This window comes from Zwartia panacis, from assembly GCF_030410395.1.
GTDB classification, from domain to species: domain Bacteria; phylum Pseudomonadota; class Gammaproteobacteria; order Burkholderiales; family Burkholderiaceae_B; genus Zwartia; species Zwartia panacis.
In genome coordinates this window covers 78290-102615 of the sequence record NZ_JAUHHF010000008.1, presented here as the reverse complement: position 1 = coordinate 102615, position 24326 = coordinate 78290, and the positions used below count along the sequence as shown (strand labels likewise).

The 24326-nt window shown below is 53.1% G+C and carries 24 protein-coding genes, 2 tRNA genes and 2 pseudogenes; 16 read left to right on the top strand and 12 right to left on the bottom strand.

What is annotated here, in order from left to right:
- The first annotated feature begins 50 nt into the window (after nucleotides 1–50).
- Nucleotides 51–620 carry a sigma-70 family RNA polymerase sigma factor gene (locus tag QWY30_RS11595; RefSeq protein ID WP_290241178.1) on the top strand — a complete coding sequence of 190 codons (570 nt, stop codon included), beginning with the start codon at nucleotides 51–53 and terminating at the stop codon, nucleotides 618–620.
- Entirely contained in the window at nucleotides 617–1252 is a 636-nt protein-coding gene (locus QWY30_RS11590; protein ID WP_290241176.1) for a DUF1109 domain-containing protein, read from the top strand. Before QWY30_RS11595 ends, QWY30_RS11590 begins: the two co-directional genes overlap by 4 nt.
- A 5-nt stretch (nucleotides 1253–1257) precedes the next feature.
- On the opposite strand, the gene QWY30_RS11585 is transcribed toward QWY30_RS11590, so the two are convergent.
- Together QWY30_RS11585 and QWY30_RS11580 are read right to left on the bottom strand one after the other, a co-directional pair.
- The gene (locus tag QWY30_RS11585; protein ID WP_290241174.1) at nucleotides 1258–1968 is read right to left on the bottom strand and encodes a 2-hydroxychromene-2-carboxylate isomerase; all 711 of its coding nucleotides are present in this window, start codon (nucleotides 1966–1968) and stop codon (nucleotides 1258–1260) included.
- 79 nt (nucleotides 1969–2047) lie between these two features.
- Entirely contained in the window at nucleotides 2048–2941 is an 894-nt protein-coding gene (locus QWY30_RS11580) for an AraC family transcriptional regulator (RefSeq protein ID WP_290241172.1), read from the bottom strand.
- Nucleotides 2942–3046: 105 nt separating this feature from the next.
- Between QWY30_RS11580 and QWY30_RS11575 the strand changes: the two genes are divergently transcribed.
- The 8 genes and pseudogenes from QWY30_RS11575 (at nucleotide 3047) to QWY30_RS11535 (ending at nucleotide 10899) form a co-directional block, all read left to right on the top strand.
- A complete protein-coding gene (locus QWY30_RS11575; RefSeq protein WP_290241171.1) occupies nucleotides 3047–3583 on the top strand; it encodes a peroxiredoxin-like family protein in 537 nt (178 codons plus the stop codon).
- Nucleotides 3584–3717: 134 nt separating this feature from the next.
- A complete protein-coding gene (locus QWY30_RS11570; RefSeq protein ID WP_290241169.1) occupies nucleotides 3718–4269 on the top strand; it encodes a hypothetical protein in 552 nt (183 codons plus the stop codon).
- Nucleotides 4256–4927, top strand: a complete 672-nt coding sequence (locus QWY30_RS11565; protein WP_290241167.1) for a DUF6969 family protein — start codon at nucleotides 4256–4258, stop codon at nucleotides 4925–4927. The genes QWY30_RS11570 and QWY30_RS11565 overlap by 14 nt, the downstream gene beginning before the upstream one ends.
- 32 nt (nucleotides 4928–4959) lie before the next feature.
- Nucleotides 4960–5991: a patatin-like phospholipase family protein gene (locus QWY30_RS11560; RefSeq protein WP_290241165.1), complete on the top strand. Its 1032-nt coding sequence runs from the start codon at nucleotides 4960–4962 to the stop codon at nucleotides 5989–5991.
- Between the two features lie 61 nt (nucleotides 5992–6052).
- A complete protein-coding gene (gorA, locus tag QWY30_RS11555) occupies nucleotides 6053–7423 on the top strand; it encodes a glutathione-disulfide reductase (RefSeq protein WP_290241163.1) in 1371 nt (456 codons plus the stop codon).
- Nucleotides 7424–7646: 223 nt separating this feature from the next.
- Nucleotides 7647–8614 (top strand): annotated as a pseudogene (locus QWY30_RS15925) (HD-GYP domain-containing protein).
- A gap of 205 nt (nucleotides 8615–8819) precedes the next feature.
- Entirely contained in the window at nucleotides 8820–9524 is a 705-nt protein-coding gene (locus QWY30_RS11540; RefSeq protein ID WP_290241157.1) for a haloacid dehalogenase type II, read from the top strand.
- Between the two features lie 394 nt (nucleotides 9525–9918).
- On the top strand, nucleotides 9919–10899 hold the full coding sequence (locus QWY30_RS11535) for an ATP-grasp domain-containing protein (protein ID WP_290241155.1): 981 nt from the start codon (nucleotides 9919–9921) through the stop codon (nucleotides 10897–10899).
- A 294-nt stretch (nucleotides 10900–11193) separates the two neighbouring features.
- Here QWY30_RS11535 and QWY30_RS11530 read toward each other — a convergent pair whose 3' ends face one another.
- From QWY30_RS11530 to pagP, 4 genes are all read right to left on the bottom strand, one after another.
- Nucleotides 11194–11688, bottom strand: a complete 495-nt coding sequence (locus QWY30_RS11530) for a hypothetical protein (RefSeq protein WP_290241153.1) — start codon at nucleotides 11686–11688, stop codon at nucleotides 11194–11196.
- Nucleotides 11685–12461, bottom strand: coding sequence for a hypothetical protein (locus QWY30_RS11525; protein WP_290241151.1), 777 nt, complete (start codon nucleotides 12459–12461; stop codon nucleotides 11685–11687). The genes QWY30_RS11530 and QWY30_RS11525 overlap by 4 nt, the downstream gene beginning before the upstream one ends.
- Nucleotides 12462–12735: 274 nt before the next feature.
- Nucleotides 12736–12820: transfer RNA gene (locus QWY30_RS11520), tRNA-Leu, on the bottom strand.
- 65 nt (nucleotides 12821–12885) lie between these two features.
- The gene (gene pagP / locus QWY30_RS11515) at nucleotides 12886–13452 is read right to left on the bottom strand and encodes a lipid IV(A) palmitoyltransferase PagP (protein ID WP_290241149.1); all 567 of its coding nucleotides are present in this window, start codon (nucleotides 13450–13452) and stop codon (nucleotides 12886–12888) included.
- A 123-nt stretch (nucleotides 13453–13575) separates the two neighbouring features.
- Here pagP and QWY30_RS11510 point away from each other — a divergent pair, with 123 nt between their 5' ends.
- Complete coding sequence (locus tag QWY30_RS11510) at nucleotides 13576–14571, top strand: Bug family tripartite tricarboxylate transporter substrate binding protein (RefSeq protein WP_290241147.1); 996 nt, start codon at nucleotides 13576–13578, stop codon at nucleotides 14569–14571.
- A 77-nt stretch (nucleotides 14572–14648) separates the two neighbouring features.
- On the opposite strand, the gene QWY30_RS11505 is transcribed toward QWY30_RS11510, so the two are convergent.
- Nucleotides 14649–15647: a Bug family tripartite tricarboxylate transporter substrate binding protein gene (locus QWY30_RS11505; RefSeq protein ID WP_290241146.1), complete on the bottom strand. Its 999-nt coding sequence runs from the start codon at nucleotides 15645–15647 to the stop codon at nucleotides 14649–14651.
- Between the two features lie 134 nt (nucleotides 15648–15781).
- Between QWY30_RS11505 and QWY30_RS11500 the strand changes: the two genes are divergently transcribed.
- The 3 genes from QWY30_RS11500 (at nucleotide 15782) to htpG (ending at nucleotide 20082) form a co-directional block, all read left to right on the top strand.
- Nucleotides 15782–16654 (top strand): mechanosensitive ion channel family protein, encoded by an 873-nt coding sequence (locus QWY30_RS11500; protein ID WP_290241144.1) that lies wholly within the window; start codon nucleotides 15782–15784, stop codon nucleotides 16652–16654.
- A 4-nt stretch (nucleotides 16655–16658) separates the two neighbouring features.
- On the top strand, nucleotides 16659–18020 hold the full coding sequence (locus tag QWY30_RS11495; RefSeq protein ID WP_290241142.1) for an MmgE/PrpD family protein: 1362 nt from the start codon (nucleotides 16659–16661) through the stop codon (nucleotides 18018–18020).
- Nucleotides 18021–18174: 154 nt separating this feature from the next.
- Complete coding sequence (gene htpG, locus QWY30_RS11490) at nucleotides 18175–20082, top strand: molecular chaperone HtpG (RefSeq protein WP_290241140.1); 1908 nt, start codon at nucleotides 18175–18177, stop codon at nucleotides 20080–20082.
- Here the strand turns inward: htpG and ampD are convergent.
- From ampD to QWY30_RS11475, 3 genes are read right to left on the bottom strand one after another with little or no spacing between them, the layout of a single operon-like run.
- The gene (gene ampD, locus QWY30_RS11485; RefSeq protein WP_290241138.1) at nucleotides 20079–20690 is read right to left on the bottom strand and encodes a 1,6-anhydro-N-acetylmuramyl-L-alanine amidase AmpD; all 612 of its coding nucleotides are present in this window, start codon (nucleotides 20688–20690) and stop codon (nucleotides 20079–20081) included. The two genes, htpG and ampD, sit on opposite strands and share 4 nt — an antisense overlap.
- Nucleotides 20691–20699: 9 nt before the next feature.
- The gene (locus QWY30_RS11480) at nucleotides 20700–20963 is read right to left on the bottom strand and encodes a PP0621 family protein (RefSeq protein ID WP_290241137.1); all 264 of its coding nucleotides are present in this window, start codon (nucleotides 20961–20963) and stop codon (nucleotides 20700–20702) included.
- Between the two features lies 1 nt (nucleotide 20964).
- Nucleotides 20965–21819: a cytochrome C assembly family protein gene (locus QWY30_RS11475; RefSeq protein WP_290241135.1), complete on the bottom strand. Its 855-nt coding sequence runs from the start codon at nucleotides 21817–21819 to the stop codon at nucleotides 20965–20967.
- A gap of 28 nt (nucleotides 21820–21847) precedes the next feature.
- Here QWY30_RS11475 and ffh point away from each other — a divergent pair, with 28 nt between their 5' ends.
- Nucleotides 21848–23260, top strand: coding sequence for a signal recognition particle protein (gene ffh / locus QWY30_RS11470; RefSeq protein WP_290241133.1), 1413 nt, complete (start codon nucleotides 21848–21850; stop codon nucleotides 23258–23260).
- 22 nt (nucleotides 23261–23282) lie between these two features.
- Here the strand turns inward: ffh and trmB are convergent.
- Together trmB and thiS are read right to left on the bottom strand one after the other, a co-directional pair.
- Nucleotides 23283–23945 (bottom strand): annotated as a pseudogene (gene trmB, locus QWY30_RS11465) (tRNA (guanosine(46)-N7)-methyltransferase TrmB); the annotation flags it as partial.
- 11 nt (nucleotides 23946–23956) lie between these two features.
- Nucleotides 23957–24157 carry a sulfur carrier protein ThiS gene (gene thiS, locus QWY30_RS11460; protein WP_290241129.1) on the bottom strand — a complete coding sequence of 67 codons (201 nt, stop codon included), beginning with the start codon at nucleotides 24155–24157 and terminating at the stop codon, nucleotides 23957–23959.
- A 42-nt stretch (nucleotides 24158–24199) separates the two neighbouring features.
- Between thiS and QWY30_RS11455 the strand changes: the two genes are divergently transcribed.
- Nucleotides 24200–24273, top strand: a tRNA-Gly gene (locus QWY30_RS11455).
- Nucleotides 24274–24326 lie beyond the last annotated feature (53 nt).

The following is a 24326-nucleotide window of genomic DNA, read 5'->3' as shown; positions in this document are numbered from 1 at the left end:
AAATTTCTGAAACCGCTGTAACCAATCATCATCAAACGACGAATAGCACCATGCAACCCTCTGACTGGGCCGAAAAATTCGAGCGCCAGCTAAAGCCAGTGTGGCGGTCGGCCTTGGCCGGTGATCACGCGGCTTACGAGCAGGCACTCCAGATGATGTCGCGCAGATTGCGCGGGTTTTTTGCCCGTCGCCTGCAGGCCATGCCCTCAGAGGTAGAAGACTTGGTGCAGGAGACCTTGATGGCGATTCACTTAAAGCGAGCCAGCTATGACGAGCAGTACGCCGTGACATCATGGGTGCTGGCGATTGGGAAATACAAACTGGTCGACTTCTGGCGCAGACACGAGCGCACCGACGCTTTGCATGATGATATCGACGAGGCTGGATCAGATGACTTGATCACCGCTCAAGCGTCCGAGGGTACAAGCCATGACCTCGCCGCTTTATTGCAGCGGTTGCCCGACGCTCAGCGCACTGCCATTGAGCTCACCAAGCTCGATGGGTTGACAGTCGCTGAGGCTGCCCAAAGGACAGGCGCATCAGTCTCTGCGGTAAAAGTTGCCGTCCATCGAGGGATGAAACGCCTGTCTGAATTTATTAAGAGTTCGCCTGGATTATGAAAACCTCTACGCTAATTCATCTACTTGCGACACAAGCCGAAACGGTTGATAGACGGGCCGTGACGAAGTCATTGACGTGGCCGGCAGCCGTTGGGCTTGCCGCCAGCGCTGTTTTGAGCGTCACGATCATTGGTTTATTGCCTGGTGAGACCTTTTTGCTTCCGGTTATTTGGGCAAAGTTTGTTTATGGGGCTGCTTTAGTGGTTGCCTTTGCTGCGTTGCTCGCCCGCCTTTACCGACCGGGCGCCGACACGTCTTCTTTGATTAAGTGGCCTTTGTTGGTGATGCTATTGATGTTTGGTGCCGGCGCAGCCTATTTGGCGTTCACACCACGGACCTTATGGGCTGACGCCATCTTTGGGCAAACTTGGTTGTGGTGTCCATGGTTTGTGCTCGCGCTCTCGGTGCCAGCGCTCGTGGCGTTGTTGTTCGCTGCCAGAGCAGGGGCGCCTACGCGTCTGAGAGCCACTGGTTTTACAGCAGGCGTGTTGGCAGGCTCGATTGGTGCTCTTGGCTATTCGCTGGCCTGCCCAGAGATGTCCCTGGCCTTTGTGGCAGCTTGGTACACAGCCGGTATTTTGTTGTCAAGCTTGTTGGGCGCTGTGCTTGGTCCCAGGCTATTGCGCTGGTGAGTGCTTCAATCCGCTTGGTTTGTCTTGTCCTCGGACGCCACGCCTTGCTCGATATGTTGTCGATTTTTAATGTGCCAAGCCAGAACGTCGATGCGGTCTTGCCCAAAAAATGTCTCGCTGCCGTACACCATGGTCGGCACACCCCAATGTCCGGCCTGTGCCAAAGTGTCTGCGTTCGCCTGTAACTGTTGTTCGTAATACTGGGGATTGCCCGCCACTTTAGCCTGCAGGCTATCCCAGTCTAGATTGCACCGTTGGCACGCGTCTCGTAGATGATTGCCTTTATGCCATTGGTCTACTGAGCCATTCCACAGAAGCTGGGATACCTCCCAGCAAAATGCAAATCCACGTCCAACTTCCGTTGCAGCGATACCGAGGTGGCCAAGCCAGCGAGCCAAGGGTTGATTGCTATCAACCTCCAAGGTCTGCGGGTTCTGTACGATTGGATCAGGCACTGGTCGCCGAAAAGGCATGCCCAAATAGGCCGCCATGCGCTGCGTGTCGTGCATGAAATAGGGGCGGGCAAGCGGATTCATGGTTTTGAAGTAGTTTGTGTTGCGCAGGATGTTGGGGTGCACCACCCGCATCTGGATGGGTACGCCAGTAGATTCGCTCAGAGCCTTTAGTCTAGGCAGGGCTAGGTACGAGTAGGGGCTGCGAAATGACCAGAAAAGCGCTATTGGATTGTCTGAACTATTTGTTGTTGTGGGCGTCATTGTGATGGAATCCGAGTTTGTATGCGAAGGAACTGCTCTTAGATTTTGAACTCAACAGAAAGTCAAATTGGCAGTGATCCTACGACATAGCGCTTTGGCCCATGCGCTGCTCGCTGTTGGGTTGTTTCGCATTGGCTGCACTATCGTTTTCGAGCATCCACTGCCGAGGACCTAGACCAATTCGCTGTGTGAATAACCGGGTTAATACCGCACTTGATGAGTAGCCTGCTTCACGGGCCGCTGATTTGATGGGCACTCCGCGAGAGATGAGCGATTTAACCACTGTCAGCCGCCAGTCGGTCAGGTAGTCTAAAGGGGTCTTGCCCATCAACTCACGAAACCGCCTCGCAAAATTGGCTCGAGACATAGCTGCCGCTTCGGCCATGCGTTCGATGGTCCATGGCAAGCCAGGATCACGATGCATCGAGGTAATGGCACGCAAGATTTTTTCATCACCTAATGCCTTTAACGGACCGACAGGCACCGCGTTTGTTTTGATTAAGTGACGAAACAAAATCAAAAGGAAATATTGCAGCAGTTGACTGGCAGCCACTGATTTTCCACATCGATCAGAAAACGCCTCGCCCATGAGCAAGTCGTGCACCACGGTGATCTCCGGCACGTCTGCAACAGCCACGACAAGCACTTCCGGATTGAGTACTGTCAGTGGATTTTGGTAGCGTTGGCCAAACTCAAATTGAGCGCAGACGATTTCGCACTCATCTGTGGCTTCCAACCGATGAGGGGTTGGGCCAGGCACAAAGATAACACTTGGTTGGGTAACTGAGAGTGACTTTTGGTCACGACTGTAGACATTGATCGAACCTGACTTTAACCAATGGATGTGTCCCACCGGGTCATCAGCGCCGATATCAAGAACACCACAGAGACTGTCAGCGAATTGAATTTTCGCGCTCGGTGCAAACCGTTCAAATATTGGCGTTAAGCGATCCAAGCGGCTGTCGTTGCTCATAAGAAACCCAAGTTTTTGATACGAATAGCAAAAACATTAATACCTTATGTTATTGATCGTATCATAACCTATCAACTCGACTGACTTTATGTTTGGAGCTTAAAAATGCTAATTCCTCGCCAGTCGGTGCCCAGTCTGGAGTTACCGACGCTTGATCACGGTGCTTTTAGCCTAGCCACTGACAATCCCGAACACTTTTCATTGGTGGTGTTCTTCAGGGGCTTGCATTGCCCGTTGTGTGTGAAATACCTCAAAGAGCTCGGTGCATTGTTGCCAGAGCTCCAAAAGCGAGGGGTCAATGTGATTGCAGTCTCCACCGATGACGAGGCGAGAGCCAGACAAATGGCAGACAAAGTCGCTGTGCCGGCATTGCGTTTCGGCTATGCCTTGCCACTGGTAACCGCGCGTGCTTGGGGTCTTTATATCTCTACCGGCAAGGGCCCGACCTCTGCTGGTATCGATGAGCCCGCTTTGTTTGCTGAACCTGGCGTGTTTCTGGTGCGGCCTGATCGCACGCTGTATTACGGCGCAGTTCAGACCATGCCGTTTGCCCGCCCATCGTTTACGGACTTGATGATGGCTATCGATTTTGCGATTGGCAAAAACTATCCGGCGCGAGGCGAATATACCGGGGCTGTGTGAGTGAAAGAGTGGCCATTGGAGGCACGATCTTCAATGGCCATGAGAATAATGCGTGACAGGTGTAACCAAGTGCGTGTCTCAATCGAATGAGAAGGTGCGTCATCAGAAACACCCGAATCGCCAAAGGAGAACCTATGAAGAACCTAGCCAAATTATCGGCGCTTGCATTGACCTCGGCAATCGCGATGTCACCCGCCCTTGCCCAGTGTGGATCAAAATGTGCCTCACGCTGTCAAGGGCGCTGTGCTGCTAGCGCAACGAAGTGCGGTGCCAAGTGTGGGGCAAAGTGTGGGGCAAAGTGTGGGGCAAAGTGTGGGGCAAAGGCAGACGCTAGTCTGATTAAGCGTCCAGCCGGTTATCAGCCTAACTACAGTGCTTCTAATGCAGCGCAGGTTGCCGCCGGTGAGACCCTTTTCAGAAGCACCAAGCTCTCATCTAACGGCTTGTCATGCGCGACGTGCCACACAGGTGGTGCTAGTTTTACGCCAGGATTCGCCAAGCCGTACCCACACGTGATGCAGATGGCGTCGATGAATTACGGTGTGGGCGACATACATGCAGATGAAGCCGTGCAGGTTTGCATGGTGGGCCCAATGGCTACCAAGCCGTTAGCGTGGGATTCAGCTGATCTTCAAAACCTGTCAGCCTATGTTTTGTCAGAGCAGGCCAAGTTTGCCAAGAAATAGAACCAAAGCGGGTAGTCGCTCATCCGTGGCAACTGCACGTTCGCTGGCAATCGAGTTCGTCGAGCTCGAGCGCGAGCGACGTGCCAGCGGGCGTAGTCTGGTAGAGCATCTTTGTGGATCGCAGCCAGCGGTAGATGAGACTTTGCACTACCCGGATAACGATTGTCAGGACACCGGTACTGGTGCACAGTACTTCTTGCATCGGCATGACAGCGATGGTGTGGGTGTCACCACCCATCTGCATGTATTCAAACGGTGGAGCACACCAGAAATTAAGAATGCTGGACTCGACAATACGATTACGCACTTGGTGGCATTTGAGATCGACGCGACTGGTGCAGCTTCTCATTGTTTCAGTGTTAACCAGTGGGTCGTGGGTGATTACTGGTTAGGCGCGGCACCGACCGTGGCGCTGTTTGAGGGTTGGCAGTTCGATTTGCAAAGTAACCGGGTTCAGGGTACGTGGGCTTTCTGGCACCGATGGGTTGCGGGATTGGTGGCGTATTACCTGCATGGCCCAGTTATCAAGTCCTTGCAAGCGCGTGATGAGGCTTTGGATGGCTTGATTGAGCAATACCCTGATCGCAATGTGTTGCAGGATCGTTCATTCGAAGTGTTTGGTCGGCTGGCGTTACCCGTGCCCAAACTCGTTGTCTAGGCAGTCACCAAAATAAAGGTTAATCGTCAAGCATGAAAAGAATCAATCTAGCCTTACAAGGTGGTGGTGCTCATGGTGCGTTTACCTGGGGCGTTTTGGACTATTTGCTAGGGGACGGTAGGCTGGAAATTGCAGCCATTTCAGGAACCTCTGCCGGTGCGATGAATGCGGTTGCGCTTGCAGACGGCTTCACGGCGGGGGGTCCCGATGGAGCGCGTCAAAAGCTTGAGAGTTTTTGGCGAGCGATCAGTGAGTCAGCAAAATACTCGCCACTGCGCCGCACGCCAATTGATGTCATGATGGGTCAGTGGAGCCTTGATCAGTCTCCGGGCTATGTTTGGCTAGATCTGATGACTAGAGTTTTGTCACCACACGAACTCAATCCGTTGGATATCAATCCACTGCGTGATTTGGTCCAGGAAACGATTGATTTCGATTGTGTGCGGCACTGTGACTCAATTCAGTTGTTCATCTCGGCAACGAATGTCGAGACAGGACGCGTCAAAGTTTTTGATAGCAAGAAACTCACCGCTGACATGGTGATGGCCTCGGCATGCTTGCCCTATCTTTACAAAGCAGTTGTCATCGATGGCGTGCCCTACTGGGATGGCGGATTCATGGGAAACCCGGCGCTGTTTCCCTTTCATACCCATAGCGATGCCAGTGACACACTAATTGTGCAAATCAATCCAGTCGAGCGCAAAGGGGTTCCTAAAACCTCGCAAGAAATTCAAAATCGCATGAACGAAATTACGTTTAATGCATCGCTGCTCAAAGAGCTGCGTTCAATTGACTTTGTGTCGCGACTGATTGAGCAGGGCAGGCTCGATCCTGATACATATAGGCACCCACGAATTCACATTATTCACAATCAAGAAGCCTTGCTGCCTCTGGGTGCATCATCAAAGTTAAATGCAGAGTGGGAATTCTTAACCCATCTTCGCGACCTTGGCCGAGACACGGCACGTGCCTGGCTCGCAAGGCACTACCGGCACATCGGATCAAAGAGCACGGTTGATATCCGCGCTATGTTTCAGGGCATTGGTCCTGAGCATCAGGGTTGATTGTTAAGCGAAAGACCATTGCGATGCCTACATGCTCGATTCATTAGAGGAGTTTAGCTAGATGTACGATTTGATTGTTATAGGTGGTGGTTCGGGTGGTGTTCGTGCGGCCAGGATTGCGTCACAGTACGGTGCCAAGGTGGCGCTTATCGAGTCTTATCGGATGGGTGGCACTTGTGTCATTCGGGGTTGTGTCCCTAAAAAACTGATGGTTTATGCCAGTCGGTTCCCCATTGAATTTGAGGAAGCCGTTGGATTTGGTTGGCGAGTGAGCGGGGCTAGCTTTGATTGGTCTGACCTTAAAAGTCGTCGTGACCAAGAGGTGTCGCGCCTTGAGGCAATCTACCGCCAAAACCTCGAGACTGCGGGTGTGGACATTTATGAAGGCAGTGCACGACTGATTAGCGCAACCGAAGTTGCGGTTGGCCAAGGCCAGACTATTTCGGGCAACACCATCCTGATTGCCACGGGCGCCACACCGGTCACTGACACCCAGATCAAGGGCCACGAGCTGTGCATCGATTCCAATGATTTCTTTCTGCTGGAGAAACAACCCAAGCGAGTGCTGGTGCAGGGTGCTGGTTATATCGCCTTGGAATTGGCGTGTGTATTGCAAAACCTAGGCTCAGCAGTGCACGTGGCCTACAGGGGTAATAAGTTATTGCGCGGGTTCGATACTGATTTGCAGAACCATCTCGAGCAGGAGCTCGCGCAATCTGGACTTGTGCTGCACCCGAGCACCAAAATTTCGGAGGTTCGATCTAGTCCACAGGGGCTTATGGTTAGCTTTGATGATGGCAATGTCATGGAAGTGGACGCCGTGCTTAAAGCCATCGGACGCAAGCCTCGCGTCGATGGGCTTGGGCTAGAGGTGGTTGGCATCGACCTCGATTCAGCAGGTGCAATCCCGGTTGACGAGCATTCGCGCACCCGCGTCCCCAATATCTATGCCGTGGGTGATGTCACCAATCGTGTCAATCTCACGCCAATGGCAATACGGGAAGGCCATGCGTTTGCAGATACCGTATTTGGTGGCCGAACAGTTACTGTTGACCACTCGCTGGTACCAACCGCCGTCTTTACCACCCCTGAGATGGGCACAGTTGGGCTGACAGAGGATCAGGCGCTTGCTAGGTTTCCGGAGCTTGATGTCTACACGGCGCATTTCCGGCCAATGAAAGCGACACTGTCTGGCCATCACGCCAAAATGTTTATGAAACTTCTAGTAGATCGAAAAACCGACCTAGTCGTCGGATTTCATGCCATTGGTCCTGACACCGGCGAGATGGCGCAGTTAATCGGTGTTGCGCTACAAGCAAAGGCTACCAAATCAATGCTCGATGCCACGCTAGCAGTGCACCCAACCGCTGCCGAGGAGCTCGTCACCATGAGAAAACCGTCCCGACAATACGGCTTAGAGCCAACGTCATAGTGTAATGCCTCATGTGGTCCTATAGCCGGCTGGAGTCAAACCAGTGCACTCACATTTGATGAGTTTTGTTCTGCAGTGCCTTACCAAATTCTGACGTAACTAAACCGCTTAAAAAAACCGAATAGTAATTAAGCGTTGATCGAGTTCCAGAGCGATAGCTTCGCGATTGCTTGATCAGACGGCCGTAGATCGTTATGCCAGGGCAATTGATTAGGAACGATGTATGCAACTAGCAAAACAACTCTTTCGGTCGATCACAGGGGTCAGATCACCTGATCCAAGGTCAAGTGTTCTAGTCGCGTACGCCAAACAAATGTTAGCGAGCTTGCTGACCATGGCATGGTTTGTGCAAGCCCGTGACCCTTACGCCGGAGGCCACCTGTGGCGTGTCTCGAGATATGCGTATTTGCTTGCCCGACAAGCGGGCTTTGATGCGGCATTCGCAGCGAAGGGGGGATTGGGTGCTCTTTTGCATGATGTCGGAAAAATTGGTGTGCCAGATGATGTTTTGCGTAAACCGAGTCGACTCACTGAGGCTGAGTTCAGCGTCATAAAAACCCATCCCGATTTGGGCGGCGCATGATTTCCGGACATCCTCTGTCTGGCCTCATTCAAGATGCTGTGTATTCACACCACGAGCGTCCTGACGGGCATGGCTACCCGCTGGGGTTGAAGGGCGATGAAATCCCACTAATGGCACGCATTGTTGGTATTTGCGACGCCTTTGACGCCATGACCAGTCATCGGCCCTACCGCCCTGGTATGCCCAAAGACGACGCGCTTGCGATCCTGCAGTCAGCGCGTGGCTCTCAATTTGACGATTTATTGGTGGGGCATTTTTTGGTGCTTGGGCAAAAGGGTGAGCTAGAACATGTGATGGGTCACAGTGATGATGGCATACCACTGCAGACCTGCCCAATGTGCGGTCCAACCCTGGTGGTTCAGCGAGAGTATCGCGTCAACAAAGTCATCTTTTGTAGAAGCTGTAGCGGGCAATTCACGCTGTTGCCCTCTGGTGGGGGCCTGAAGGCTGAGCCTACCGGTTTAACGGGAACTGCGACGGATTTGCTGCCAACTTTAGATGACGAATTGATTCGACGAACAGTTGCGCAGGCGGCTGAAGTTCTTTCGGCTCACGATTTATTAAATGAATTCAGTCTCGATGAGAGTGAAAGCGAATCTGGCCAGTGAGACAGTCAGTGAGACTACCGAGCGCACCCCTAATTGGCAGATGCTTGGTGGCTGATCAAGTGGCTGGTCACATGGCTTACCACTAAGCGCAACATTGGCATGCTTAGATAGTTTATCTGGGGTTAGTTAATTGGATAGGTGATGTTTTTTCAGATATGGGTAGGAATGGGCGCGCCGATAGGCAAATCTAATAAGGAACTTAATAATGACTAATATTCGTGGTGTGGTGTTCGACGCCTACGGTACTCTATTTGATGTTTATTCGATCGGCCAAAAGGCTGAACAAATCTTTCCCGGCTTTGGCGGGGCGATATCGATATTGTGGCGTGATAAGCAGATTGAATACTCGCGGCTCGTGTCATTGTCTGATCCATCAGCAAAGGGCAGTCGCTTTTACGAGTCGTTTTGGTCCCTGACTCGCTATGCCTTGGAATACAGCCTGATTCGACTGGACTTGCAGCACACTCAGGCCCAAGTTGACGAGCTAATGGACAGTTACTCCAGGTTGGATGCCTATCCTGAAAGCGCAGGTGTTCTGCGTCAGGTTAAGGCCATTGGTTTGTCGACAGCAATCCTTTCCAATGGCTCACCTGAAATGCTGTCCTGCGCAGCGAAAACCTCAGGACTTCAGGCCAGTCTCGATCACATCATTTCAGTTGACAGTGTCAGACAATTTAAAACGAGTCCGGTTTGTTATGAGTTGGCGCCGAGCCTATTGCAGTTGCCCGTCTCATCACTGCTATTCGTTTCCTCTAACGCTTGGGATGTGTTAGGTGCCACCTGGTTTGGGTTTCGGACGTGCTGGGTAAACCGGCAACAGCTGCCGCCCGAGAGACTGGGTTCACCGCCGAGCCATACGGTAAAAGATCTCACTGGCGTCCTTGAAATTCTTCGTGCTTCAGTGGACTGAGGGTCGAGCGATCGATGAGTGAGTGATTGGAGAAAAGTGTAGGCAAGCCAGTGTTATCCGTCGATTCAAACGCCAACCAGCAGCAGCGAGCGCCAGAGTGAGAGGGTGTTGGCACCCACCACTAAAAGTGCAATACCCCGAGTTTGTATGCCATCAGCGTTAGACATTGAAGGTTACCGATCAGCAAGTGAGAGTTGATTTTGAGCCTGTCCAAAGCAAGTTTTTTGGTTTGTTCGAGCCACTTGTACGGTCATAAAAAAAACGCCGGGTGATTCGCTATAAAGAAATTACGAGAATATCGTTTTGGTTTGCATGGGGTTTTATTATGCTGATTAAACGGTTAGGTGTGCCGTTCCGGACTGCCATTGTGTAGCCGGCCTCGTGAAGATGGAATATGTCGAAAATTTATGTGATTCATGAGAACTCTGCCTGGGTGGAGCCATTGCAAGTAGCCTTTGGGGAGCTGGATCTGCCTTTCGAGGAGTGGTTTCTGGACGAAGGCAAGCTCGATCTGTCCGTGCCTCCGCCCGAGGGAGTTTTCTACAACCGGATGAGTGCCTCATCGCACACTCGCGATCACCGCTACGCGCCCGAATACACGGCAGCAGTGCTGTCCTGGCTCGAGGCTCACGGCCGTCGTGTTGTGAACAACAGTCGCGCCCTGCAGCTAGAAATTAGCAAGGTCGCACAGTATGTTGCCTTGCAGAATTACGGGGTCAAGACTCCCATCACCATTGCTGCAGTCGGCAAGCAACACATCATCGAAGCCGCCCGCCAGATGACGGGCTCATTCATCACCAAACATAATCGCGCAGGCAAAGGGCTGGGTGTTCAACTTTTCCACAATATCGATGCCCTGCAGGACTATGTGAACAGTGAGCAGTTCGAACCTTCCGTCGACGGCATCACGCTGATCCAGCAATACATTCGCGCACCACAGCCTAACATTACGCGCGTCGAATTCGTGGGCGGCAAGTTCCTTTATGCTGTGCGTGTTGATACTTCGCTCGGGTTTGAGCTTTGTCCAGCGGATGTTTGCCAGATCGGTGATGCTTTTTGTCCAGTGGGCGAAACGGCACCTGAAACGCCAGCCCCGCGCTTTCAGATCATCGAGGGTTTTAATCATCCTGTCATAGAACGTTATCAGCGCTTCATCGCCGAAAACGGAATAGAGATTGCCGGAATTGAGTTCATTGCTGACGAGACTGGGGAGATCTACACCTACGATGTCAACACCAACACCAATTACAACAGCGATGCTGAAGCCGAAGCTGGGCTGTACGGTATGCGTTCGATTGCCCGATACCTTGGGCAGCAGTTATCCGATCTGAATACTGGTCGGACAAGTGCTAACCGGTATGCAGCCATAACCTGACCGCAGGTCGTCTTTTGGGTTCTTACTTTTCTTTTAATTTTTTGCTCGAGCGATTGAACGTTTTGTCCTGTTTCAACAGCAGTGGCGCTAGCGACGGCACGTCTCATGGCGGCAATGCTTAGCTTCCTATGAGCTGAAACGGTTTTTTCTAATTTCATGAGTGCGACTGTATCGAATATTTTCGTCTACCAACGGTGTCAACAGGGTGCAACAGTGACAATTTTTAAAAGTAGATTGGATACCATCCGGTTGCTCTGCAACCAACCTCAGCATTGCTTGGGCCAGCGTTGGGGTCTAGTCGTCATTTAGAGTCAATTCTCGTTGCCCATCCGACCGTAAAGCACTAGGGTCATAACCGTCTGCGAGTTTGATGGGACGTACTGAGCATACGCCAGCGAGTCGCAGACGATCACAATATTTAAAAAGAGTCGACGCATCTTCTGTCAGAATCAACGGAATGGACTCGTGAGCGGCCTGACCTAGCAGTTTCACGTCATCTCGCACCACAACTCTGCTATCACCTTTATCACGCGACCCAAGCGCATTCCATAGCCTCGCTGACTCGGTTGAATGAGCGAGATTGAATGGGATGCAGTGGAAATTCCTCAGCGGTAGGTCAGTAATCGGCTGCTTGATAGAGAACTCCGCAGCAGCGATCACAGAGAAATACATCGGGATCTGCTCTTCGAGCATTAGCCGGTAAAACTTGGCGGCCGTGTCGTGGTGCGGGCGGTTCAGATCGATTAATGTGATTAGATAGCTGGTATCGAGCAGAACTGACACCGTCATGCTCGCCCTCCACGCAAGTCCTCTAACCATTGTGTTGCATTCGGGGTGTCTGCCCATGCCACTGTGCCGCGTTTAACCATTTCTTGAAACTCAGCCTCGTCATAGCTTGGTTGGTTTGTTTCAAATGCCAGTAATGTCGGATTGCGCAGGGCGCCCGTAAAAAGGTTCTCCTGAGCTGTGATGTGAAGCAGTGTGGGTCTGTACAGCAGGTTTTGCTTTTCTTGCTTGAGTAGTGTTTGGCTAGCCGCGACTTTCAAGACCGTACCGTCATCCAATTCTAAATGGACATTAGGTTTGGTTTTGCCACCCCAATCGAGCACCCTGCCATGGATGTACTTTTCGACAGTTACCCAGACCTCTTCATCTCTACGGAAATTTGTTTCTGAATCAATCGACACTCCGGTATTTGCAGCCCTCGGGACGGCAATCCGATACTTGCGATGTGGGTTCTGATGCGATGCTGCTTGCCAGCGTTCGATCACTGCAGCACGCTTGGGGTCAATTTGATTAAGACTGCCAGACGACTTCAGGCGGTCAAGATCGGCCCAGAGTGTGGCTGTTGCCAACAAACCAGAAGCCACTAGAGCTAGTGAGCCTTCCTCAATAGCGACGATTACTTCACTGGCATCGATGTCTCTAACTGAGCCACGCAGAAATTCGGTAACATCTTTTTGGAAGTCACCCAACAGACTCAAAGGCACGTGCTTAGGCCCGACCTCTCCATCGTTCAGACGGTCGCTGATTGCAAAGCGCAGCTCGTTCAATGTCTCCATGACTTGAATTGTAGGTTGAATATGTTTCGGTGTCAGCCATCCCAGTCTTCTGGTGTCCGACTGGCTCGCGTGAACGTAAGTTCGAGTTACAACAGCGCGCTCTGAATTCGGACGTGGCTAGTAAGGGAGGTGCTTGAGCTCGTCAATGACACGCTGAGGCTAATGTAGATCGAACTGCAGCGCGTTCAATTCATCAACAGAGTGTAATTACTGCTTGCTCCCATTTGACGGGAAACGCCAAAAATATTTTTTAAAATCAATAGATTACAAACCGTGGTGCCCGGGGCCGGAATCGAACCGGCACGCCTTGCGGCGGGGGATTTTGAGTCCCCTGCGTCTACCAATTTCACCACCCGGGCAACGCATTGAGCCTATAAGTATAGCCGAGCTTTTGAATTTCTGCCCGCGGCAAAAACCCGAATCCTTATTTGAACGTCCACTTGCCCCACATGAATAAAACATTACCATTGCCCTGGCCGCCAGGGATGTATGCGGCCTGTGCCGATAAGTTTTTGTAGCCGATCGAGGCAATGGGCAGCACGCCCGGGAATGGAATGCCCCCAAAGTAATCCTTGCGAGACATTAAGAATCCCGTCAAGCCCACGCCAGCCTTCACTTCGCTGCTACCGATATTCCATGTCGGAATCCAGCCATAACCCACCATAAAGGACGGGTCTCCATGGGAATCGCGAAAGCCCATCGCATACATCCCTTCCCAATTGCCGCTTTTGTTGTAGCGTCCTTTACCAAGTCCGAAGCCTGCAGGATATTCGACGTACTCGGCCCTCTGGGACGGCGTGTAGGCAAAGGGGAGGTGATAGCTCCAAAAAGGAACATAAGCCTCGATATCACCATCGCGCCAGGTGTCTTTGGCATGCGTCCAGGCGCTCGTGTACCAAGGCACGGAGGGTTCGCTGGTCGCTTGAGCGGACGAAATCGTTAAAGCACTTGCAAGGATCACTGCAGTGCGCAGAAGTGAAAAGTCGGACATGGAAGTGGGCAATAAGGTTGTGACCAGAGCATGCCCGGGCAAACCATCTAGTGCCAGAGCGCGACCTGAAGTAGCATCGACGCTACAACAAAAAACCTTCAATCAGGTTATAGGAGACTAATAATGAGAAATTATATCTTGCGCAACCTTCGTCGCAGCCTGTTGGGATTATCCGCAGTAGGTTTATTGGCGTTGGCGATTCAGCCTGTAGCGGCACAAAGTGCGGCAGATAAATATCCCGACAAGCCCATCAAGATTATCGTGCCCTATCCGCCTGGCGGATCCACGGACACCCTGGGTCGGGCGATTGCCCAGAAATTACAGGAAAAATGGGGGCAGCCTGTCCTGGTGGAAAACAAGCCTGGGGCTAGTACTTTGATTGGTTCGACACTCGTCGCGAAGTCTCCGCCCGATGGCTATACGCTCTTGGTGGGGGTGAGTAGCCACACGACGAACCCTGCGATGCAGGCTAGCATGCCCTTTGACACGTTAAAGGATTTCACCGCGGTAAGCTTGCTGGCACAAGCGCCTGTGCTTGCAGTCGCCAATCCCAATTACCCTGCGAGCAATATCAAAGAGTTGATTGCTCTGGGCAAGGCTAACAAGATCAAGCTTGATTATGGTTCAGCAGGCGCGGGTTCGATGACACATTTGACGGCTGAGTTGATCAAAAAACAGACAGGTCTCGATATGACTCACATCTTGTACAAGGGTGGAACGCCCGCCATGTTGGATGTGATGTCGGGTCATCTTGCGATGACGTTTGCAACCCTGGGTCAGGTGCAGCCTCAATTGAAAGCCGGCAAGCTCAAGGCCTTGGGCATTTCCTCTGACAAGCGTTACGCTTCGATGCCTGATATTCCAACTTTCAAAGAACAGGGTTTGGATGTCGTGACAACGGAATGGTTTGGTTTGTTGGCGCCTGCCGGAACGCCGCCTGCTGTCATCGCGAAACTCAATGCTGAGGTCAAGCAAATCATGGCAAATCCTGAACTGGGTGACCGACTCGCATCAATCGAACTGGTCAGTTCGACATCTGAGTTTTTGAATGACTTTATCAAAGCTGAACTGACACGCTGGAGTCCAGTCATTCAAGAGCTCAAAATTAAGATGAATTAATCCCGATGCTGGATATTGATGCGACATAAAAAAAGAGACGCGATGAGCGTCTCTTTCTGCGCCGATGAGATGATCAGCTAGTCGACCTTGGCGCCAGAGACCTTGACAATTTCGCGCCACTGTTCGATGTCCTTGGCGAGCCTTGCTTTGAACTGCGCGGGCGTATCAAAGTACAGCTCTACGCCCAAATCAGACAAGCGTTTTTGCACAGCGGGCTTTTGCATGATGCGCGACACGGTTGCGTAAAGCTTGTCAGTGATGTCCTGTGGTGTACCTGCGATGGAAAACAGACCAATCCAGAGATCACCCGAGAAGCCAGGGATTTTCTCGTTGATGGCGGGGACGTCAGGCAGTGCAGGTGAACGCTTGTCCGTACTCACGCCGATCGCGCGCAATTTACCCTGACGGATGTTGTTCAGCGCTGAGGGGAGACTGGCAAACGCGATGGGTACCTGACCGCCCAGCACATCAATCATGGCGGGGGCGACACCCTTGTAGGGGATGTGCTCCATTTTCAGGCCAGCTTTCTGGTCAAGCATGGCGCCCAGGAGGTGGTTGAGCGTACCGTTGCCAGCCGATGCGTATTGGTATTTGCCAGGATTGGCTTTGATCAGCGCGATGAACTCATCCAGTGTCTTGGCCGGAAAGCTTGGATGCACAACGAGTACGTTCGGCACAGCGCCCACCACGGTGATCGGACTGAAATCCTTGATGGGATCGAAGCCCACGTTTTTGTAGAGAGAGGGGTTGATCGCTTGTGCGCTGTTGACAGTCATCAACAGGGTATACCCATCAGGAGCCGCGGACTTGGTCTGTGCCGTACCGATGTTACCGCCCGCGCCAGGTCTGTTGGTGACGACCACGGACTGCTTGAGCTCTTCGGCCAGTTCGTTGGCGATCAGACGACCCACGATATCATTGGTGCCCCCAGGTGCCTGAGGGATCACCATCGTAATGGGTTGCGATGGATATTTGTCGGCATGTTGAGCCTGTGCAGAAAAGTGGGCGGCGCTCAGCAGCGTTGCACTCAGCAAGCTCAGTATGCCAGCGCGGCGCAGGCGTGATTGGACGGTCATGGACGATCTCCGAAAAGAGGGGGCTTTTGCTTTTTGTGCACCAATTCTAGACCAAGTCCGTGTTCTATACTCAATCTCCGGTTGCGACTGGCAGCTTATTGACGACGCCAGTGTTTCTCCTTGGATCGAACAGCATGTTTCAGCAGACACTCAACGAATTACTGAAGTCTTATTTCGGTGTGACCATTCCCGAATGGGCGACTCCGATGCTCTCGATGGTCAACGTCGTGATTATTCTGTGCTTGGCCTGGCTCTTTCGCAGTCTGGTGATGCGTTCAATCAGGATGCTGCAAAGCAGATTGAGTCATGCGAGTCATGATGACGAGGAGAAAAAGCGTGTCCAGACTCTGGGCCGCGTATTTAGATACATCACTTCTGTCACGATCACTGTGCTGGCTATCATGCTGGCACTTTCGGAGATGGGCGTGTCCATCGCTCCGCTTCTTGCCACGGCGGGTGTGGCCGGTATCGCCATTGGTTTCGGCGCGCAAAGCGTGGTCAAAGACTACTTCACCGGCATCGTGATGCTGCTGGAAAATCAGATCCGTCAGGGCGATATTGTCGAGGTGGCTGGCAAGGCCGGTTTCGTCGAGGAAGTCACCCTTCGGTATGTGCGTTTGCGCGATTATCAGGGTTCTGTTCATTTCGTTCCGAATGGTGTCATTACGACAGTGACCAATCTGAGTCGCAACTTTGCTTTTGCAGTGATTGATGTGGGTGTGTCCTATCGGACTGACATCGATCAGGTCTTCGACATCATGAGAGACGTCTCTGCCGCGCTGCGTCATGATCCGGATTTTGGCGACAAAATTCTGGATGACATCGAAATAGCAGGTGTCGAGCAATGGGCGGAGTCAGCCGTGATGATTAAAGCGCGTATTAAAGTGGTTGCTTTGTGGCATGGACCGATTCGCCGTGAGTTTTTGCGCCATCTGAAAATCGCCTTTGATACGAATAACATCGAGATCCCTTACCCCCAGCGTGTGGTCCATACAAAAGAGAACTGAAATCATGTTGAGTCTAGATGCGAAACTCGCGCAGCACGCAGCGAGTGTGCGTGCTGAACAGCTGTCGCCAGAGGCGATTGAGAACGCTAAAATTTTCCTGCTTGACTCAATCGGTGTGGGTATTGCCGGGGGAAGCACACCTGAAATCACCCCATTGCTCGCCGCGGTCAGTCAATGGGGCACAGGTCACGAAATCACGCTGTGGGGTCGAAAAACTCGACTCTCCGCCACCCAGGCGGTGCTGGTCAATGCCTATCAAGTCCACTGCCAGGAGTTTGATTGCCTGCACGAGGGCGCGGTCCTTCACGCCATGGCAACTTTGTTGCCAGTGTTGCTCGCCGAGGCGCAGCTGCGCGGACCTGTTTCTGGTTGTGCCTTGTTGGCAGCCATTGCCGCGGGTGTTGATGTGTCTTGCACGATCGGTATGGCGTCCAAGCTTGGTTTACGATTTTTTCGTCCAGCGGCCTCTGGTGGTTTTGGGGCCGTGGCGGGTTTGGCGAATCTGCGGGGTTTTGACGCAGAAACGACTCTGGCAGCGTTCGGTCACCAACTCGCTCAAGTCAGTGGCACGATGCAGGCCCACACCGAAGGCAGTGTGGTCTTGCCCTTGCAGATTGGTGTCAATGCACGCGCAGCATTTCAGTCCTGCGACTTGGCGCAAGCTGGATTTCCCAGCTTGCAGACCCCCTTAACCGGGCGGTTTGGCTATTTGCCGATGTTCGAGACCGAGTGGGATCTCGAGTCCGCAATGCAGGGGCTTGGCGAGCGTTGGCGTTTGACTGAACTCAGTCATAAGCCATATCCCAGCGGTCGCGCCACGCACGGCGGGATTGAGGGCTTGAGCATTTTGCGTCAACGGTCGGGTTTTGTCGCAACGGATGTGGCCGAAATCATTGTGCGAGGGCCGTCTTTGCTGAATCATCTGGTGAACCGCCCCGGCCTCGAAACCCCCACACCTAATTACGCGCGCCTATGCATGCCTTTTGTTCTGGCCAAGGTGTTGCAACATGGCGAACTGGATCCTATGCACTTTCGCGGGCAAGCACTGAGCGATCCCGCCACGTACGCACTCTCGCTCAAGGTTCGGATGGAAAAGGATGACAATCCTAATCCAAACGCGTTGGTTCCTCAGCAGGTAACGGTCAAGCTCACCGATGGAACGGTCTTGCAACATTCTATCGACGCGATGCTGGCAAGTCCGAGGCGCCCCTTGAGCCGAGAGGCGCAGCTGCGCAAGTTCAATCGCTGCTGGGCGCTCTCTGCCGAGCCGATGGGATCGCCTGAGCCGCTGATTGATCTGATCGACGACCTTGAAAACTGTTCGGATGTCGGACAACTGATTACACGGTTGGCAGCTACGAACTGATTTCGCCGGCAAAATCACCGGACAAGGGATTCCCGGACTCTTGAAATCGGCGTTTTACCCCCCAAATGTCTTCCATCAGCTTGACTGAGGCGTCCCATCGCCCTTAAGTCAAGCCATTGTCAAGCCATTCTGTGGATAACTTACGGTGAGCACTATGAATCAGACTACTGCGTCGCCAGACGCTTCTCAAACACTGGGATTTCAGGCAGAGGTCAAGCAACTGCTGCATCTGATGATCCATTCGCTTTACAGCAACAAGGAAATCTTCTTGCGCGAGCTGGTCTCCAACGCCTCCGACGCGTGCGACAAGTTACGTTTTGAAGCAATCGACCATCCCGAGCTGTTTGAGGGGGATGGTGAGCTGCATGTCCGTGTGGATTACGACAAAACGGCACGCACGATCACGATTTCCGATAATGGTGTCGGACTCTCCAAAGAAGAAGCGATCGCCAACCTCGGGACAATTGCCCGTTCTGGCACCCGTGAGTTCTTCTCAAAACTGACTGGCGACAAACAAAAGGATGCGCAGCTGATCGGCCAGTTTGGCGTCGGCTTCTATTCCTCCTTTATCGTTGCAGACAAGGTCACGGTTCGCAGCCGTCGCGCGGGTCTGCCTTCCGATCAGGCTGTGGTCTGGGAGTCCGATGGCCAGGGCGAGTTTTCAATTGGAACGACTGAAAAAGCGGGCCGTGGCACGGATGTCGTCTTGCATCTTCGCGCCGACGAAGACGAGTTCCTCAGTGGCTGGAAATTACGCGAAGTCTTGCGTCGCTACTCGGACCATATTTCCTTGCCTGTTCAGATGCGCAAAGAAGAGTGGGATCAGGAAAAGTCTGAGCAAGTGAAAAAAGATGAGTGGGAGTCTGTGAATCAGGCGAACGCCCTCTGGACTCGTAGCAAGTCCGACGTGACCGATGAGCAGTACCGCGAGTTTTACAAGCACGTTTCACACGACTACGATGATCCGCTGGCCTGGACCCACAACCGCGTGGAAGGACGCAGCGAATACACGCAGCTCCTATATATCCCTAAGCATGCGCCTTTTGATATGTGGGATCGCGATGCGCGTCGTGGCGTCAAGCTTTATGTCAAGCGCGTATTCATCATGGACGATGCGGAGCAGATGCTGCCGTCCTATTTACGTTTTGTGCGCGGCGTGATTGACTCTGCTGATTTGCCGCTGAATGTTTCGCGTGAATTGTTGCAGGAAAGTCGTGACGTCAAGGCGATCCGTGAAGGTTCAACAAAACGCATCTTGAGTCTGCTCGAGGATCTAGCCGAAAACAAAAAAGAGGATTACGCGACTTTCTGGGCGGAGTTTGGTCAGGTCCTTAAAGAGGGCACTGGCGAGGATGCGGCCAACCTCGAACGTATCGCCAAGCTGTTGCGTTTTGCGTCGACCAAAGAAGACTCCGACGCGCAGACCGTGACCCTCGAGGATTACGTTGCCCGTATGAAAGAAGGGCAGGACAAAATTTATTATGTGACAGCCGACAGTTACACCGCGGGTCGCAACAGCCCCCACCTTGAAATCTTCCGTAAAAAAGGTATCGAAGTACTGGTGATGTGGGATCGCGTCGACGAGTGGATGTTGTCTCACCTGCGTGAGTTTGATGGCAAAAAGCTCGTCTCCGTTGCAAAGGGCGGGCTGGATCTGGAGGCCTTGGCCGACGAAGAGGAAAAGAAGCACCAGATCGAAGTGGCGGAGCAGTTCAAGCCGCTGGTTGAGCGTTTGCAAGAGTCACTCAAAGATCGTGTCAAAGAAGTGCGTGTGACCTTGCGTCTCGTGGATTCGCCCTCATGCGTGGTGGTCGGACAAAATGACTTGAGTCCACATTTGCAGCGCATGCTCAAAGCTGCCGGACAACAGGCGCCGAATATTCTGCCTGTGCTGGAAATCAATCCAGAGCACGCTTTGGTCAAACGTGTGCAGTCTGCTTCGGACGAGTTTTTCAACGACTGGGCGAGTTTGCTGTTCGAGCAAGCCTTACTCGCGGACGGTTCTACCCTGCCTGATCCGACCGCTTTTGTGAAGCGTGTCAACCAGCTCTTGCTGGGTTAAGCCGTCGACGTTGCGTGTGCGTCTGAGTCTGGTCGCGGTGCGGGAAGCGCCGCGACGGACCAGCCGGCAAGTGCGGCATAGCGCGCCCAGTCAAAAGCGGGGCCCGGGTCTGTTTTGCGCCCGGGAGCGATGTCGCAGTGCCCTCTTACTGCGGTGAGTGGGTAGCGTGCGCGCAAACAGCGCGTGAGATCCGTGAGCGCCTGATATTGTTGTGCCGTATAGGCAAGCGTGTCAGTGCCCTCGAGCTCAATCCCCAACGAAAAGTCATTGCACTGTTCGCGTCCTTCATGGAGCGACACGCCTGCGTGCCAGGCTCGCGCATTGCCGGCAACAAATTGCGTGATATGACCCGTGCGATCAATAAAAAAATGCGCCGATACAGTCAGGCCCTTCAGATTTTCTTCAAACCAGGGATCCGCACTTAGTTCAAGTTGATTGAGAAAAAGATCTGCCACAAAGGGTGTCCCGAATTGGCCCGGTGGCAAACTAATGTTGTGAATCACAAGCAGTGATATGTCGATGTTTTTAGGTCGCTCGTTAAAATTCGGGGACGGACGCAGGGAGATATTGTCAGCCGGTTCGAGCCAGCCCTGAGTGTCAAGCTTCATGACGAACCTTTAGCGTGACTGGCGCGGTCCAAGTTGGGCATGGGCTTCACCGCACCAAGTCTCTCCTTGGCTGAGCAAAGCTTCCGAGCGAGGCAGATATACATTGCAGTGGGCACAACGTACCATGGCCTCAGAACCTGGCAGAGGGTTCTTTTGAAACGCTTGTGCATCCTGTTCGCCGCGGAATCGTTTCTTTGCCGCTTGATGCGACAGGTAGCGGCTGACCAGCAGCACGCCAAAGAAAACAGCAATCCAGAAAAGCGTTTTTCCCATCTCAAGACCTTTGAAGGATGACTTCCATGACGAAGCGTGAGCCTGTGTAAGCCAGCACCACAAAGGCAAAACCCACCAAGGTGTAGCGCAGTGCGGTTCGTCCACGCCAGCCGCGTAGATGTCGGCCAACAATCAATATGCCAAAGGTGAGCCAGGACAACAGAGTAAAAATAGATTTGTGATCAAGCGGCAACCATTTGCCGCTCAAAGACAGGGAAATCAAGGCGCCTGAGACCAGCGTCAGGGTCAGTGCGGCAAAGGCGAACCAGATCAGACGAAAAAGGACTTGCTCTTGCGCAAGCAGGGGAGGCTGGGCATCCAGCAGTCGCCCGACCGCGCGTCTAAACGCCCCGGAGTGAGCGCCTTCTTCGCGCGGAAAGTGCAATCTGCGATCCAGGCCCGACATCAGCATGGCCTGGAGCGCGGCAATCGTGACCAACGCATAGGCGGATAAAGCGATCAGTAAATGAATGCGCAAGCCTGTGTCGTTCGCATGGGCAATTAATTGGGACTGTGGAAACAAGGCCGCCAAGAGGCAGACCGTCGTACCGACTGGTAAAAGTAAAAGTTGAAGACCATCAATTCGGATGACCAGACTTTCGAGCCAGAATACCAGCATTCCGATCCACACCGCCGCTGAAAGCGCGGCTGACCAACCTAATCGGAGGTTTCCGTCGAGCAAGACGGTTTCCCTGAGGGCAATACCGTGCAAAATGATGGCTAAAAGTAGTCCGAGCCGTGCAACATTCCCCGCCTTGACGATCGGTGGATCCGATGACAGGGAGCGACAAAGCCCAAGACCGAGGCCGGCATAAGCCAACGCAGCGAGTGAGTGAAATACAATACTGTCAGACATATGTCTAGTGTAAAGCGAAACCGTCACCATGCTTGAAAATCTCACCCAACGTCTTTCCCGTGTCGTCAAGACCATGCGGGGCGAAGCTCGACTGACTGAAACCAATACGCAGGACATGCTGCGCGAAGTGCGTCTTGCCCTACTGGAGGCGGACGTCTCTCTGCCTGTCGTTCGCGATTTCGTCGCGCGCGTCAAGGAAAAAGCTCTTGGCGAAGAGGTGGTTGGCAGCCTTTCCCCTGGTCAGGCGCTCGTGGGCGTGGTGCATCGGGAGTTGACGGCCCTGATGGGTGGTGACTTGGGGGCGGAGGCCAGCGAGTTGTCGCTCGCGATGCAGCCACCCGCGATTATTTTGATGGCTGGTTTGCAGGGGGCGGGTAAAACCACCACGACGGGCAAGCTCGCGCGCTGGTTGTCTGAGGGCAATCATGTTCAAAACGGGCGAAAGACAGGCAAAAAGAAGGTCGCTGTCGTCAGTGCCGACGTGTATCGTCCGGCCGCAATCGAGCAGCTTAAGACCGTCGCCGAGCAAGTGGGTGTCGAGTGGATTCCTTCCGATGTGACGCAAAAGCCCGAAGACATCGCACGCAATGCGGTGGACTATGCGCGCCGTCACCATTTTGATGTGCTGATCGTCGATACGGCTGGACGCCTGGGGATCGACGAAGCCATGATGCGCGAAATTCGCGCGTTACATGATTTTCTCAAGCCCATCGAGACGTTGTTCGTCGTCGATGCCATGCAGGGTCAGGACGCGGTCAATACCGCGCGGGCGTTTGGCGAGGCCTTGCCTTTGACAGGTGTGGTGTTAACCAAGCTCGACGGTGACGCCCGCGGCGGCGCCGCATTGTCCGTACGTCATGTCACGGGTAAGCCCCTCAAGTTTGTCGGTGTCTCCGAAAAACTAGATGGTCTTGAGCCTTTCCACCCAGAGCGGATGGCCCAGCGTGTTTTGGGCATGGGCGATATTGTCTCGCTGGTTGAACAAGCTCAGAAAAACATCGATGTCGCCGAGGCGCAAAAACTTGCCGCCAAGATGAAGTCCGGCGATAAGTTCGATCTCAACGACTTTCGCGACCAGCTCGCGCAGGTCAAAAAGATGGGTGATATGGGCGCTTTGCTTGAAAAGCTTCCTGCCCAATTTTCGCAAGCTGCCGGCCAGCTACAGGGCGGTCAGGCAGAAAAACAATTGCGACGCACTGAAGGTATTTTGAACTCGATGACTCCGCTTGAGCGCGCCAAACCCGAGTTGCTCAAAGCTTCGCGCAAGCGCCGTATCGCGGCGGGTGCCGGCGTGCCTGTTCAGGAAGTCAATCGCATGCTCAACCAGTTCGAGCAGATGCAGGGCATGATGAAGCAAATGAAAAAAGGCGGCATGGCCAAGATGATGCGTGCCATGGGCGGCATGAAAAATCTTGGCAAATTAGGTGGTTTCGGACGTTAGTGCCTGATCGCGGCAATTGTGTTTAGGCCGTTTTTTTGAAAATCAGGTCCCATACACCGTGACCGAGTCGCAAGCCCCTATTTTCAAACTTTGTGAGCGGACGGTAATCCGGCCGCGGAGAGAAACCCTCGCAAGTGTTTGAAAGTGTTTTTTCACCCGAAAGCACTTCGAGCATCTGGTGCGCATAGTGCTCCCAGTCAGTGGCGCAGTGAATGTAGGCGCCTGGCGCCATTCTGCTGGCCAGTAACTCGATCAATGGTGGCTGAATCAAGCGACGTTTGTGATGACGTTTTTTGGGCCATGGATCCGGAAAATAGATGTGAACACCCGCGAGCGTGTTGGGGGCGATCATGTCACGCAACACCTCGACCGCATCGTGCTGAATCAGGCGAACGTTCGTGAGTCCCGAGGCTTCGATGCGTTTGAGCATGGCACCCACACCCGCGTTGAATACTTCAACACCCAGAAAATGATCCTGCGGTCTGGCAAGTGCAATTTGTTCAGTTGTCTCGCCCATCCCAAATCCAATTTCCAGAATCGTTGGAGCAGGTCCGCCAAACGCCTCGGTCAAATCCAGCAGGTTGGGCCGGTATGGGATCGACCATTTGCTCAAGAAGGCGTCGAGCGCTTCTTGCTGACCCTTGGTCATGTGGCTGCGTCTGTTGACGAAACTACGAATGTGCGAAGGATGCATCATCAACCTCCTCCAACGGCCACGACAATTTCCAGACGATCACCCGCTTCGAGCTGAACGTTTGGATAAGTGCTTTTGGGTACGATTTCGCCATTGCGCTCGACCGCGATACGCTTGCCCGTGTAACCGAGCTGGTCAATGAGCGCCGAGACGGACAGGGCGCCCGGCAGGGTTTTAGGTTGGCCATTGAGAACGATATTCATGCCGATATTGTAGTAGGTATAATTTCCTTGCGTTGTGCATGCGCGGGTGTAGTTCAATGGTAGAACGGCGGCTTCCCAAGCCTCAAGCGTGGGTTCGATTCCCATCACCCGCTCCAGCGCCCAGTTCGTTGAGTTTTGCACCCCCAGTTCCGCCATCCCTCTATCAGAC